Origin of the sequence: Streptomyces durocortorensis (genome assembly GCF_031760065.1) — a bacterium.
Classification (GTDB): Bacteria; Actinomycetota; Actinomycetes; order Streptomycetales; family Streptomycetaceae; genus Streptomyces.
Genome location: NZ_CP134500.1, coordinates 6506454 through 6520482, shown reverse-complemented (window position 1 = coordinate 6520482; position 14029 = coordinate 6506454). Strand labels below are relative to the sequence as shown.

The following is a 14029-nucleotide window of genomic DNA, read 5'->3' as shown; positions in this document are numbered from 1 at the left end:
GTGCGCTTCCCCCGCCCGTCGTCGGCAGAGGCGGCCGCCCTACGTCGAGGGCAGCTCCTTCAGTTGGATGTTGCGGAACGACACCTGGTCGTCGGCCCCGTGGTTCTGGAGGCCTATGTAGCCGTCCTTCAGGCTGCGGACGGGGTCGGTGTTGGTGAAGTCGTTGATCTTCGTTCCGTTGAGGAAGATCCGCAGACGTTCGCCCTGGACCTTGATCTCGTAGCTGTTCCACTGCCCCGGTGGCCGCAGGACACGGTCACGGGCCTTGATATTGGCCGACTTGAACCCGTAGACGGCGCCCGTGGTGCGGTCGGCCGCGTCGGTGGCGTCGATCTGGATCTCGTAGCCGTTGTTCACCGCCGACCAGGGGTCGTCCGACTCCGGGAAGCCCACGAAGACACCGGAGTTGTCGTCGCCCGCCATCTTCCAGTCGAGCTTGAGGGAGTAGGACTTCAGCTCCTTCGCCTGGTAGTAGAGCAGGCCCATGCCGCCCTCGGAGTGCAGGGCGCCGTCTTTGACGGAGAACTGCCCCGGGCCCGCCTGCTTCCAGCCTTCCGGGGTCTTGCCGTTGAAGATGGCCCGATAGCCCTTGTCCGGCTTGCAGTCGGCCTTGACCTGGCCCGTGGCGTAGCGCAGGCCGCCCAGCACGTGGCTGCGGAAGGCCGGTTCGGCGTAGGACTCCTTGGTGTGGCCGAGGCCGGTGTAGAAGGAGCGGCCTCCCTGGTAGGCCTGGCACCAGGAGATCGGGTGGTCGCCCTTCATGTTGCCGCCGGTGTAGGTGGTTTCGTCCAGGGTGGCGAGGATCCTGGCCTTGTCCCGGGGATTGGTGCGGTAGTTGTACCACTCGTCGGTGCGCTCCCACTCCTCGTCCAGATGGGCGGTGGCGGGGTGGTCGTGGTCCTCGACGCGGACGGTGGCGGGCTGGATCTGCGGGTGGGAGTCGAAGTAGGCGCCGACGAGGCCGCCGTAGAACTCCCAGTCGTACTCGGTGTCGGCGGCCGCGTGGATGCCGACGTAACCTCCGCCGGTGGCGACGTAGTTCTCGAACGCCTTCTGCTGCTCGGCGTTGAGGACGTCACCGGTGGTGGAGAGGAAGGCGACGGCGTCGTAGCGGGCGAGGTTGCTGGTGGTGAACTGGGCGGCGGACTCAGTGGAGTCGACCGTGATGTTGGCGCCCTTGCCGATCTCCTTCAGGGCGGCGATGCCGTCCGGAATCGAGTCGTGGCGGAAGCCGGCGGTCTTGGAGAAGACCAGGACGCGCTTGGCCGTCCTGTCGACCGGGGTGTTCGACAGCTCGAAGTCGTCCACGTCGTAGAGGGCTCCGTCGCCGCCCTTGAAGACGAGGAAGAGTTCCGTCTGCTTCTTCGGGGCTCCGCGCAGCGGGATGTCGACGTCCTGGAAGGTGTCCCAGCTGCCGGTCACCGGGATCGGTCCCGAGCCGAGGATCTTCCCGGTGGGCGAACCGGTGCGCACTTCGAGGAAGCCGCCCGAACCGGCCGACGAGATACGGGCGGTGAGCTTGGTTGTGCCGCCGAGGACGTACGTCCTGAAGGAGATCCAGTCGTCGTTGTGGATGTCGCCGACGGTCTTGCCGCCGTGCGCGCTCTCCTTGCCCGGGGTGGTGACACCGTAGGAGTCGTCGTAGTGCTCGGCCTGCCGGTGCCTGGGCTGGAGCCGCGCCTGGTCCTTGCCGGTCAGCTCGGCCTGGCCGCCGCCTCCGTTGTCGGTGTACGAGGCCGAGATACCGCCGTAGATGTTGGCGTTGGGGTCGTGGCCGCCTTCCATGGCGGTCTTGATGGTGCCTTCGCAGCCGTGCTCGGTGGTGATGTCGTGGCCGTGACTGTCGTGGCCCAGGGTGAACTTGACCTCGACCTCGGTGCAGTCGACGGTCCCGTCCTCCGGGTCTCTGACGTTCACCTTGAAGGGCACGGAGTCACCGAACTCGAAGAGCTGTCCGTCCTCGGGGAGCACCAGCTCCACGGTCGGGGCGGTGTTGCCGACGGTCACGTGGACGCTGGCCGAGCCGGTGCGGCCGGTCGGGTCCTCGGCGGTGAGCGTCGCGACGTACGTGCCGTTCTTCTTGTACGTGTACGTGGGGTTGGCGGCGGTCGAGGTGCCGCCGTCGCCGAAGTCCCAGGAGTAGTCCAGCGCGTCGCCGTCGCCGTCCGATGTGCCCGCCGAGGAGAACCTCACCTTCAGCGGTGCGGTGCCCGACGTCTTGTTCGCCGAGGCCTCCGCGATGGGCGAGCGGCCTCCGGTGGCGTTCTCAATGCGGTAGAGCGCGGAGTTCTCGTCGCCGCCGAACCAGGCGAGGCCGTAGTCGAGGACGTACAGCGCCCCGTCCGGGCCGAAGGCCATGTCCATGATCTGCGTACCGGACCACGGAACGTCGTTGACGGACTGGACCGCGCCGTCGGCGTCCTGCTCGATGCGCTTGATCCACCTGCGGCCGAACTCACCGGCGAAGAAGTCGCCGTCGTAGGCCTCGGGGAACTTGACCGGGGAGTCGAGGTCGGCGTCGTAACGGTATACGGGACCGCCCATCGGGGACTCGGAGCCGGTGCCGAACTCGGGTACCGATCCACCGTCGTACGGTATCCAGGCGGCCTCGGCCGGCGGCAGGTCGACGAGGCCGGTATTGTGCGGCGACTCGTTCCTCGGCGCGGAGCAGTCGAAGGCCGCGCCGGAGCTCTTGGTGGCGAAGTCGTAGTCCATGTACGGCTCGTTGTCGCCCACGCAGTACGGCCAGCCGAAGTTGCCCGCCTTCGTCACCCGAGCGAACTCGACCTTCCCGGAGGGGCCGCGGTCCGGGTCGGCCGCGCCGGCGTCGGGGCCGTAGTCACCGACGTACACGATGCCGGTGGCCTGGTCGACGGAGAAGCGGAACGGGTTGCGGAAGCCCATCGCGTAGATCTCGGGGCGGGTCTTGTCCGTTCCGGGCTCGAAGAGGTTGCCCTCGGGGACGGTGTACGAGCCGTCTTCGGCGACCTTGATGCGCAGGATCTTGCCGCGCAGGTCGTTGGTGTTGCCGGAGGTGCGCTGGGCGTCGAACGCCGGGTTCCGGTCGGGGCGTTCGTCGATCGGGGTGAATCCGTCGGAGGCGAAGGGGTTGGTGTCGTCGCCGGTGGAGAGGTAGAGGTTGCCGTCCTTGTCGAAGTCGATGTCGCCGCCGACGTGGCAGCAGATGCCGCGCGAGGTGGGGACGTCGAGGACCTTCTTCTCGCTGGCGGTGTCGAGGGTGCCGTCCTCGTTCAGGACGAAGCGGGAGAGCCGGTTGACGCCCTCGAATCTCTCGAAGTCGGCGGCGGTTCCGGTCTCGGGGGCGTCGCCGGGCGGGGTGTCCATCGGGGGCGCGTAGAAGAGGTAGATGGCCCGGTTCTGAGCGAAGTCCGGGTCGACGCCCACGCCTTGGAGGCCTTCCTCGTCGTGGGTGTACACGGGGAGGGTGCCGGAGATACGGGTGTTGCCCGCGCTGTCGGTGATCCGCAGCTCGCCGCCGCGCGAGGTGTGCAGCACGCTGCGGTCGGGGAGGACGGCCAGCGACATGGGCTCACCGGTCTCCTCCACGCCCTTGGCGAGGGTGACTTGCTGGAAGTCCTCAGCCGCGGGTGCCTCGTGCCCGGGGTGGCCCGGGTGGGCGGTGGCGCCGGGCGCGGAGCCGAGGGTCAGGGTCGCGGCGGTGAGGAGTCCGCCGGTGAACAGCGCGAGCGATCTGCGTACGCGGGTCCGGGCAAGGAGCCGCTGTCTGGTTCGGTGCACGAGAGGTCCTCCGGGGAGTGCCGGTTGTACGGGCGGGTTGGAGCCGTGCCGTGCCGCGCGGGGACTGCCGCGCGTGCGTCACCGGAGCCGGGAGCGTCCCCGGTGACGCGAGTCATGTCGTGTACACGAGGTGGACGGTAGACCTGTTCGTCCGTGCCGGAAAGCCCTTGTGCAACAGGTAAGTCGAACTTCTGCTTCCGGCAGGACAAACGAGATTTCGGGCAGGGCGAGGCAGCCCCGGGAGGCCTTCACGGAGGCCGTGTTCCCCCGGAGCTTCCCTCTCTGCGGTGCTACTCGCCGCCGCCGAAGGCCGCGTCGAAGGAGGCCGACGGCGGGTCGAAGTCGAACCGTTTGAGGCTGGCAAGCGCTTCCGGCGCACCGGTCAGCCGGTCCATGCCCGCGTCCTCCCACTCCACGGAGATGGGGCCCTCGTAGCCGATGGACCGGAGCATCCGGAACACGTCCTCCCAGGGCACGTCGCCGTGCCCCGCCGAGACGAAGTCCCAGCCGCGCCGGGGGTCGCCCCAGGCCAGGTGCGAGCCCAGGCGGCCGTTGCGGCCGTCGAGGCGCTTGCGGGCCTCCTTGCAGTCCACGTGGTAGATCCGGTCCCGGAAGTCGTAGAGGAAGCCGACCGGGTCGAGGTCCTGCCAGACGAAGTGGCTCGGGTCGAAGTTCAACCCGAACGCGGGCCGGTGGTCCACCGCTTCGAGGGCCCGCGCGGTGGTCCAGTAGTCGTACGCGATCTCGCTCGGGTGCACTTCGTGGGCGAAGCGCACTCCCTCCGCGTCGAAGACGTCCAGGATCGGGTTCCAGCGCTCCGCGAAGTCCTCGTAGCCCCGCTCGATCATGTGGGGCGGGACCGGCGGGAACATCGCGACGAGGTGCCAGATCGAGGATCCGGTGAATCCGACCACCGTGTCGACGCCGAAGGCGGCGGCTGCCCGTGCGGTGTCGGCGATCTCGGCGGCGGCCCGCTGCCGTACGCCTTCGGCCTCGCCGTCGCCCCAGATTCGGGCGGGCAGGATGCCCTGGTGGCGTTCGTCGATCGGGCTGTCACAGACCGCCTGGCCGACCAGGTGGTTGGAGACGGCGAAGCACTTCAGCCCGTACTTGTCGAGCAGTTGGTGCCTGCCGTCCAGGTAGCCGGGGTCCGCGAGGGCTTTGTCGACCTCGAAGTGGTCTCCCCAGCAGGCGAGTTCGAGGCCGTCGTAGCCGAAGTCCCGGGCGTGGCGGCAGACCTCCTCCAGCGGGAGGTCGGCCCACTGGCCGGTGAACAGGGTGAAGGGTCGGGGCATGGGCGAGGACCTCCTAGGAGGGGACCGGGGTGTGTACGGAGTTCTTGGCGGCGCTCTCCTCGACGGCGGCGAGCACCCGCTGCACCTGGAGCCCGTCCGCGAACGAGGGCCGGGGTTCGGTGCCTTCGGTGATCGTGCGGATCACGTCGCGCGCCTGGTGGACGAAGGTGTGCTCGTAGCCGAGGCCGTGGCCCGGCGGCCACCAGGCCTCCAGGTAGGGGTGTTCGGGTTCGGTGACCAGGATGCGGCGGAAGCCGGCGGTGGCGGCGGGTTCGGTGTGGTCGTGGAAGGAGAGCTCGTTGAGCCGTTCCAGGTCGAAGGCGAGCGACCCCAGCTCCCCGTTGATCTCCAGCCGCAGCGCGTTCTTGCGTCCCGCCGCCATCCGGGTCGCCTCGAAGGAGGCCAGCGCCCCGGAGGCGAGGCGGCCGGTGAAGACCGCGGCGTCGTCCACGGTCACGTCGCCCAGCTCCGTCGCGTCCGCGCCGCCGGAGAGACCGGCGACGGGCCCGGCGAGCAGCGGCCGCTCCCGCACGAAGGTCTCGGCCACGGCCGACACCCCGGTCAGCAGCTCCCCCGCCAGGTACTGGGCGAGGTCAACGATGTGCGCCCCCAGGTCGCCGAGCGCGCCCGAGCCCGCGCGTTCGCGCTGGAGCCGCCAGGTCAGCGGGGAGGCGGGGTCCACCAGCCAGTCCTGGAGGTAGCTGGCCCGGACGTGGCGCAGGGTGCCGAGGCGGCCGTCCGCGATGAGCTGCCTGGCGTACGTGATGGCGGGCACCTTGCGGTAGTTGAAGCCGACGATCGCCACCTGGCCGCGTGCCTTCGCCGCTTCGGCGGCGCGGACCATCTCCTCGGCCTCCGCGACGGTGTTGGCGAGCGGCTTCTCGCACAGCACGTGCTTGCCCGCCTCCAGGGCGGCGATGGCGATCTCCGCATGGCTGTCACCGGGGGTGCAGATGTCGATGAGCTGGACATCGTCCCGGACGATCAGCGCCCGCCAGTCGGTCTCGGCGGCCGCCCAGCCGTGCCGGGCGGCCGCGGCGTCGACCGCCGCACGGTCGCGTCCGCAGATCGCGGCGAGAGCGGGCCGCACCGGCAGGTCGAAGACGTGTCCCGCGGTGCGCCAGCCCTGGGAGTGGGCGGCGCCCATGAACGCGTAACCGACCATGCCGACCCCGAGCGTTCCCGGCGCCTGCTGCGGCGGCGGTGCTGCGGCGGTCTGCGTTTCCGTCTCTTGACTACGGGCCATGCGGACTTCCTCCTCGTCGGTGTGCGGTAACGGGCCGGGGGATGCGCCGTCCGCATCCCCCGGACTCCCGGTCAGTTGAAGCCCGTCGGCAGGTACTGGTCGATGTTGTCCTTGGTGACCACGGCGGAGTACAGGGTCAGCGAGGTCGGGATCTCCATCTCGGAGAGGCCGCTGATGCCCTTGCTCTGGCCGAGGGCGCGCGCGAGGTCGATGGCGGAAGCGGCCATCGTCGGCGGGTAGAGGACGGTGGCCTTCAGGACTCCGTCGTCGGCCTTGATGGCTTCCATGGCGGACTTGGCCCCGGCCCCGCCGACCATGATGAACTCGTCGCGACCCGCCTGCTCGATGGCGCGCAGCGCTCCGACGCCCTGGTCGTCGTCGTGGTTCCACAGGGCGTCGAACTGCTTCTGCGCCTGGAGGAGTTGAGCCATCTTCGCCTGGCCCGACTCGACGGTGAAGTCGGCGGCCTGACGGGCCACCAGCTTGATGTCGGGGTAGTTCTTGAGCGCGTCGGAGAAGCCCTGGCTGCGCTGCTTGGTCAGCTCCAGGTTGTCGATCCCGGCCAGTTCGACGACCTTGGCGTTCGTCTTGCCCTTGAGCTGTTCGCCGATGTAGTGCCCGGCGTTGAGGCCCATGCCGTAGTTGTCGCCGCCGACCCAGCATCGGTAGGCCTGGGGGGAGGCGAAGACGCGGTCCAGGTTGACGACGGGGATGCCGGCCTTCATGGCCTCCAGGCCGACCTGGGTGAGGGCCTTGCCGTCGGCGGGGAGGATGACGAGGACGTCGACCTTCTTGTTGATGAGGGTCTTGACCTGGCCGATCTGGGCGGCGGTGTCGTTGGAGCCCTCGGTGATCTCCAGCGTCACCTCGGAGTACTTCCCCGCCCGGGACTTGGCGTTCACGTTGATGGCGTTGAGCCAGCCGTGGTCGGCCTGGGGTCCGGCGAAGCCGATGGTGACGGGCTTGCCCGGCTTGTCGTCGGCCGCGGGCTGACTGTTGCCCGCGGGCTCGGCGTTCTTCGGCTCGTTGCTGGTGCAGGCGGTGAGGAGGGCGCCCGTGGAGACGGCTGCGGCTCCGAACAGCAGCCCTCTGCGGCTGGTTTCTGGCATGGCGGTCTGACCCTTCGTCCGGTGGGTGGGTACGGCGTGCGGGTGCGGGGGGGGGAGGGGCGGGCGTGCCGGGGGGGTTACACGGCTGCTCAGGTTTCGCCGCCGCGCAGGGTGCGGCGCTGGACGAGGACGGCGGCGACGATGATGGCGCCCTTGGCGATCTGCTGGACGTCGCTCTGGAGGTTGTTGAGCGCGAAGATGTTGGTGATCGTGGTGAAGACGAGGACTCCGAGGACGGACCCGACGATGGTGCCGCGGCCGCCGCTGAGCAGGGTCCCGCCGATGATCGCGGCGGCGATGGCGTCGAGCTCGTAGAGGTTGCCGTTGGTGTTCTGTCCGGATCCGGACAGAACGATCAGCATGAAGGCGGCGATGCCGCAGCAGAGGCCGGACAGGACGTAGAGGTAGAGGCGCTGGCGGCGGACGTCGATTCCGGCGAGCCGGGCGGCCTCCGCGTTGCCTCCGACGGCGACCGTCCGGCGGCCGAAGGTGGTGCGGTTGAGGATCAGCCAGCCGACGATCGTGACCACGGCGAACATGATGACGAGCGGCGGGACCCCGAGGATGTAGGAGTCGGGCAGGCCGAGGTTCAGCACCGAGTCGACGGTGACGATCTGGGTCTTGCCGTCGGTGATCTGGAGCGCGAGACCGCGGGCCGAGGCGAGCATGGCGAGCGTCGCGATGAACGGGACCATTCCGCCGTACGCGATGAGGACGCCGTTCACGAGTCCGGCGGCGACACCGACGATCACGGCGGTGAACGCGATGCCCGCGAAGCCGTACTCCTGGGTGGCCAGGGTCGTCGCCCAGACGGAGGCGAGGGCGACCATGGCTCCGACGGAGAGGTCGATGCCGCCGCTGGTGATGACGAAGGTCATGCCGACGGTGACGACCCCGATGACGGACGCCTGGGTCAGGATCAGCTGGAGGTTCCCGGTGTCCAGGAAGGCGTCCGGTTCGGTGATGCCGCCGACCAGGACGAGGGCGGCGAGCACGCCGAGCAGGGACAGGGTCCGGACGTCGAACCGCAGGCCGAGGCCGGGCCGCTCACCGCCCGTCTTCGACGGCGGCGGGCCGGCGGGACCGGTGGGGTCCCCCTTGTCCGGCCCGTTGTGCTGCGCCGACGGGGCGGGCTGTGTCATGGCGTCGGGCTCCCTTCCATCACGAGGTCGAGTACGCGGTGCTCGTCGAGCTCCCGGGCGGGGGCGGTGTGGACCACCTGGCCCTCCCGGAGCACCAGCACCCGGTCGGCGAGGCCCAGCACTTCGGGCACTTCGCTGGAGACGAGCAGGACGGCGAGGCCTTCGTCGGCCAGCCGGCGGATCACGGCGTAGAGCTCGGCGCGGGCGCCGACGTCGACGCCACGGGTCGGTTCGTCGAGCAGGAGGACCCGGCAGCCCCGGAGCAGCCAGCGGGCCAGGACGGCCTTCTGCTGGTTGCCGCCGGAGAGGGTCCGGACGGCGGCGTCCGGGTTGTCGGGCCGGAGCGAGAGTTCCCGGGTGGCCTGCCGGGCCGCCTTCCGTTCACCGCCCCGGTCGATCCAGCCGAGCCGGGCGAAGCGGGAGAGGGAGGAGACGGAGACGTTGCGGGTGACCGATTCGGTGAGCAGCAGGGCCTGCGCCTTGCGTTCCTCGGGGGCGAGCCCGATGCCCGCGGCTACGGCGGCGCGGACGCTGCCGGGGCGGAGCTCCTTGCCCGCGACGGTGACGGTCCCGGTGGTCGCCCGGCGGGCGCCGTAGATCGTCTCCAGGATCTCGGAGCGCCCCGAGCCGACGAGTCCGGCGAGGCCGACGATCTCACCCGGCCGCAGCTCCAGGTCGACAGGGGCGAACTCCCCTTCACGGGACAGGCCTTGGACCCGCAGCACGGGCTCCGCTGGGGTGCCGGCGGGCTCCTCGGGGCGCGGCGGGAAGACGTACGCGACGTCCCGGCCGGTCATCATGGCAACGATGTCGCGTGTGGGTGTGTCCGCGGCGGGCAGCCCGACGGCGACGGCCCGGCCGTCCTTGAGGACGGTGACCCGGTCGCCGATGCGGCGGATCTCCTCCAGCCGGTGCGAGATATAGACGACGGCAACCCCGTCGGCGGTGAGGTCGTCGACGATCCGGAACAGGTTGTCGACCTCGTCGGGGTCGAGGGCGGCTGAGGGCTCGTCCATGACGATGAGCCGTACGTCGTGGGAGAGCGCCCGCGCCATGGAGACGATCTGCTGCTGGGCGGCCGAGAGGTCCCCGACCGGCCGGGCGGGGTCGATCTCCGGGTGGCCGAGGCGGGCGAGCAGCGCCCTCGCCGCCGAACGCCCCTCCCCCGTACGGACGATGAAGCCCGCACTGGTCGGTTCGTGGCCGAGGAAGACGTTCTCGGCCACCGACAGCCCTTCGACGAGGTCGAGTTCCTGGTAGATGGTGGCGATACCCAGGCGCATGGCGGCGATCGGCGACTTGAGCTGGACGGGGCCGCCGCGCCAGGTGATCTCTCCGCCGTCGGGCTGGTGGGCTCCGGCGAGCACCTTGATGAGGGTGGACTTGCCCGCACCGTTCTGGCCGAGGAGGCAGTGGACCTCGCCGGCCTGGACCTCCAGGTCGACGCCGTCCAGGGCGCGTACGCCGGGGAAGGACTTGGTGATGCCGGACATGGTGAGCAGGGGTGGTTCTGGTGCCATGACGAATCCCCTCGGCGAATGGGGTCTCCCCTGCTCGGACGTGCCGAGGGAGCGGGGAGGGCCGGTGAGCGGACAGGGCGCAGGGCTGGAGGTGCCGTGGAGCCGGCGGCACCGCGAACGGCTGCCGACTGGTACCTGAGGAGCTGAGTACCTGATGCGTAGGGACGAATGCCTGACGAGTACCTGATGAAGACCTGGCGAGTGACGGAACGGTGGTGCGTACGGCCCCTGGGTCAGGCCGGTGAGAAGAGGTGGTCGCTGATGAGCCGGGCCGCGCCGGTCACTCCGGCGGCGGGCCCCAACTCGCCCAGCACGATGGGGAGATTGCCGGTGGCCAGGGGCAGGGACTGCTTGTAGACCTGGGTGCGGACACTGGCGAGGAGGTTGTGACCGAGGCCGGTGACCCCGCCGCCGATCACCACCAGACCGGGATTGAAGAAGCTGACGAGACCGGCGATGACCTGGCCGACCCGGTTGCCGCCTTCGCGGATCAGGTCGAGGGAGGCCGCGTCCCCGGCCGCCGCGGCGGCGGCCACATCGGCGGCGGTGAGGCGGCCCGCCGCCGCCAGCCGGACGGCGAGCTCGGGCGACCGTCCCTCCCGGGCCGCGTCCTCCGCGTCCCGGGCGAGGGCCGCACCGCTGAAGTGGGCTTCCAGGCAGCCCCGGTTGCCGCAGGCGCAGGCCCGGCCGTCCGGTGTCACCTGGATGTGCCCGATGTCGCCCGCGCTGCCCGTCGTACCGCGGTACACCTCGCCGCCGACGACGATGCCGCAGCCGATACCCGTGCCGATCTTGACGCAGAGGAAGTCGGCCACGGAGCGGGCGACGCCCGCGTGCTGCTCCCCCATCGCCATGAGGTTCACGTCGTTGTCGACCATGACGGGGCAGCCCAGCTCCTGGCTGAGCGCCTCGCGGACCGGGAAGCCGTCCCAGCCGGGCATGATCGGCGGCGCGACCGGCACACCTTCGGGGAAGCGCACGGGGCCGGGGACTCCGATGCCCGCGCCGTCGAAGCCGTCGGCGAGCCCGGAGGCCCGCAGTTTGGCGGTCATCGACAGCACCTGCTCGAAGACGGCGACAGGCCCCTCGCGCACGTCCATCGGATGGTTGAGGTGTCCCAGCACCTCCAGCTCCGCGTTGGTGACGGCCACATCGACCGAGGTCGCGCCGATGTCGACCCCGAGGAAACGCAGTTCGGGAGCGAGCCGGACGTTGTGCGAGCGGCGTCCGCCACGTGATGCGGCGAGTCCGTCGGCCACCACCAGGCCGGTCTCCAGCAGCCGGTCCACCTCGACGGCGAGTTTCGAGCGCGAGAGGTCGACCTGATCACCCAGCTGGGCACGGGAGTTGGGGCCCCCGTCGCGCAGCAGCCGGAGCAGCCGCGCCTGATGCGCGTTCGCGGGCCGTGCCGTCATACGTCTCACGCGTCCCTCCCCGCCACATCGGCCAGTCCGTCGGGCTTTCGAGGGGAACGTAGCAGCGCTTTCCCGGGGTGGGAAGAAGTTGCGCAGGAATCAGCCCCGACTTTCTCCACACCCAGGACAAAGGTGCTCCGGGGTGACGTGAGGAGTGACGCGGGGAGTGACGCGGGCAGCGCTCAGGGGCAGCGGATGACCTGTCCCGCGTACGAGAGGTTTCCGCCGAAGCCGAAGAGCAGGACGGGCGCGCCGGAGGCGACCTCGCCGCGCTCGACCAGCTTGGAGAGCGCCATCGGGATGGACGCGGCGGAGGTGTTGCCGGAGTCCACGACGTCCCGGGCGATGACCGCGTTGACCGCGCCGATCCTCCGGGCGACCGGCTCGATGATCCGCAGATTGGCCTGGTGCAGGACGACGGCTGCCAGATCCTCCGGTGCGATGCCCGCCTTCTCGCAGACCTGCCGGGCGATCGGGGGCAGCTGGGTGGTGGCCCAGCGGTAGACGGACTGGCCCTCCTGCGCGAAGCGCGGCGGCGTCCCCTCGATCCGTACGGCGTTGCCCATCTCCGGCACCGATCCCCACAGCACCGGCCCGATCCCGGGGCCGTCCGGGGTGTCGGGGGCTCCCGGGTCGGCGGTGACGACCGCGGCGCCCGCTCCGTCGCCGAGCAGGACGCACGTGGAGCGGTCGGTCCAGTCCGCGATGTCGCCCATCTTGTCGGCACCGATGACCAGCGCCCGGGTCGCCGCACCGGCCCGGATCGTGTGGTCGGCGGTGGCCAGGGCGTGGGTGAACCCGGAGCACACCACGTTGATGTCCATCACGGCGGGCGAGCCCATGCCGAGCCGTGCGGCAACCCGCGCCGACATGCTCGGGGACCGGTCGATGGCGGTGGATGTGGCGACGAGGACCAGATCGATGTCCGAGGGCTGGAGACCGGCGGCGGCCAGCGCCTTGGCTCCCGCGTGCGCCGCCAGTTCGTCCACCGGCTCGTCGGGGCCTCCCACGTGCCGGGTCTTGATGCCGACCCGGCTCGTGATCCACTCGTCACTCGTGTCGACCATCGCCGCCAGGTCGTCGTTGGTGAGCACCTTGGCTGGCTGATAGTGGCCGAGCGCCACGACACGTGAGCCGGTCATACGGGGTTCCCCTCGGGATGTAGGGCAGGAACCATCCAGTCTTGGTCGCTACCGCCCGGTACGGGGGCACGTGATCCCACAGGAATCCGGGCCGGACGTTGGAGCGTTGACAACTGCCTGGTCAGCGTGCTGTGCGGGCGACTGCGACAGGCCGGTCGGTGTGTCGGACAATGGCGGGGTCAGGTTCCGGCTCCCGCACTCGGCACGGGGCCTCCGCGCACGGACAGAATCGGATTCAACTCTATGGGACGGGTCACCGAACGCCGCCGCACCCTCCGTATCCGGGACGGCGCCGTCTCCGCCCGCGCCGACACCCTCGTGGCGGAAGAGCCCCTGGAGATCCGGCTGAACGGCAGACCCCTGGCCATCACCATGCGGACGCCCGGCGACGACTTCGCGCTGGCCGTGGGGTTCCTGGTCAGCGAGGGGGTGGTCGCCGAGGAGGACGAGGTGCAGTCGGTCGTCTACTGCGCCGGGGCCACGGCGGACGGCGTGAACACGTACAACGTGGTGGACGTGAGGCTCGCGCCGGGCGTCGTGGTGCCCGACATCACGCTGGAACGGAACGTATACACCACGTCCTCGTGCGGCCTGTGCGGCAAGGCGAGCCTCGACGCGGTACGCACCACGACCCGCCACCCGGTCGCCGACGCGCCCCCGGTCCGCCTCTCTCCCGAGCTGCTGTCGGCTCTCCCGGACCGGCTGCGGGCCGCGCAGAAGGTGTTCGACCGGACCGGCGGGCTGCACGCGGCCGCCCTCTTCTCCGAGGAGGGTGAGCTGCTGGACGTACGGGAGGACGTCGGTCGGCACAACGCGGTCGACAAGCTGGTGGGCCGGGCGCTGACGGACTCCCGGCTGCCGCTGTCGCGCGCGGTGCTGCTGGTGTCCGGGCGGGCCTCGTTCGAGCTGGCGCAGAAGGCCGTGATGGCGGGCATCCCGGTGCTGGCGGCGGTCTCGGCGCCGTCGTCCCTGGCGGTGGACCTGGCGGCGGAGAGCGGCCTGACGCTGGTCGGCTTCCTGCGGGGGCCGTCGATGAACGTGTACGCGGGTGAGCACCGGATCGCGCTGGAGGCGGGGACCTGACAGGGGTGACGGCTCGGGCCCGACAGGGGTGAGTGAGGGCTCGCGCGGCAAGGGTGACCGCTCTGCGGCCCCCACGGCATGCCGGAACCCGTGGGTTCACTCCCCCGCGAACGACAGCCCCTCGGCGGCCAGCGCCTCGCGCAGCACCCGGATCGCCTTCGGGCCGACCCCGTGCAGCGCCAGCACCTCGGCGGCCGTCAGGGCGGTGAGCTGGGTGAGCCGGGTGCAGCCCGCCGCGCGCAGGGCGCCGCGGGCCGGGTTGCCCGCGGCGTGCGGGAAGTCGTCGGCATCAGGCCGGCCGGGCATGGCGGTCCTCCG

General features: G+C 70.6%; 10 protein-coding genes. 1 reads left to right on the top strand and 9 read right to left on the bottom strand.

Annotation, left to right across the window (positions count from 1 at the left end; genetic code table 11):
• Positions 1 to 39: 39 nt before the first annotated feature.
• The 8 genes from RI138_RS28795 to RI138_RS28760 form a co-directional block, all read right to left on the bottom strand.
• Positions 40 to 3759, bottom strand: a complete 3720-nt coding sequence (locus RI138_RS28795; RefSeq protein WP_311122221.1) for a ThuA domain-containing protein — start codon at positions 3757 to 3759, stop codon at positions 40 to 42.
• A 290-nt stretch (positions 3760 to 4049) separates the two neighbouring features.
• The gene (locus RI138_RS28790; protein ID WP_311122220.1) at positions 4050 to 5054 is read right to left on the bottom strand and encodes a sugar phosphate isomerase/epimerase family protein; all 1005 of its coding nucleotides are present in this window, start codon (positions 5052 to 5054) and stop codon (positions 4050 to 4052) included.
• A gap of 13 nt (positions 5055 to 5067) precedes the next feature.
• Positions 5068 to 6300: a Gfo/Idh/MocA family protein gene (locus tag RI138_RS28785; RefSeq protein WP_311122219.1), complete on the bottom strand. Its 1233-nt coding sequence runs from the start codon at positions 6298 to 6300 to the stop codon at positions 5068 to 5070.
• 71 nt (positions 6301 to 6371) lie between these two features.
• Positions 6372 to 7409: a substrate-binding domain-containing protein gene (locus RI138_RS28780; RefSeq protein WP_311122218.1), complete on the bottom strand. Its 1038-nt coding sequence runs from the start codon at positions 7407 to 7409 to the stop codon at positions 6372 to 6374.
• Between the two features lie 89 nt (positions 7410 to 7498).
• On the bottom strand, positions 7499 to 8551 hold the full coding sequence (locus tag RI138_RS28775; RefSeq protein WP_311122217.1) for an ABC transporter permease: 1053 nt from the start codon (positions 8549 to 8551) through the stop codon (positions 7499 to 7501).
• On the bottom strand, positions 8548 to 10071 hold the full coding sequence (locus tag RI138_RS28770) for a sugar ABC transporter ATP-binding protein (RefSeq protein WP_311122216.1): 1524 nt from the start codon (positions 10069 to 10071) through the stop codon (positions 8548 to 8550). The genes RI138_RS28775 and RI138_RS28770 overlap by 4 nt, the downstream gene beginning before the upstream one ends.
• A gap of 233 nt (positions 10072 to 10304) precedes the next feature.
• Positions 10305 to 11486 carry an ROK family transcriptional regulator gene (locus RI138_RS28765; protein WP_311123050.1) on the bottom strand — a complete coding sequence of 394 codons (1182 nt, stop codon included), beginning with the start codon at positions 11484 to 11486 and terminating at the stop codon, positions 10305 to 10307.
• A gap of 182 nt (positions 11487 to 11668) precedes the next feature.
• Complete coding sequence (locus RI138_RS28760; RefSeq protein WP_096628269.1) at positions 11669 to 12628, bottom strand: beta-ketoacyl-ACP synthase III; 960 nt, start codon at positions 12626 to 12628, stop codon at positions 11669 to 11671.
• 243 nt (positions 12629 to 12871) lie between these two features.
• On the opposite strand from RI138_RS28760, the gene fdhD reads away from it, so the two are divergent.
• Positions 12872 to 13711 carry a formate dehydrogenase accessory sulfurtransferase FdhD gene (fdhD, locus tag RI138_RS28755; RefSeq protein ID WP_311122215.1) on the top strand — a complete coding sequence of 280 codons (840 nt, stop codon included), beginning with the start codon at positions 12872 to 12874 and terminating at the stop codon, positions 13709 to 13711.
• Positions 13712 to 13807: 96 nt separating this feature from the next.
• Here fdhD and RI138_RS28750 read toward each other — a convergent pair whose 3' ends face one another.
• Positions 13808 to 14017, bottom strand: coding sequence for a helix-hairpin-helix domain-containing protein (locus RI138_RS28750; RefSeq protein WP_311122214.1), 210 nt, complete (start codon positions 14015 to 14017; stop codon positions 13808 to 13810).
• Between the last annotated feature and the right edge of the window lie 12 nt (positions 14018 to 14029).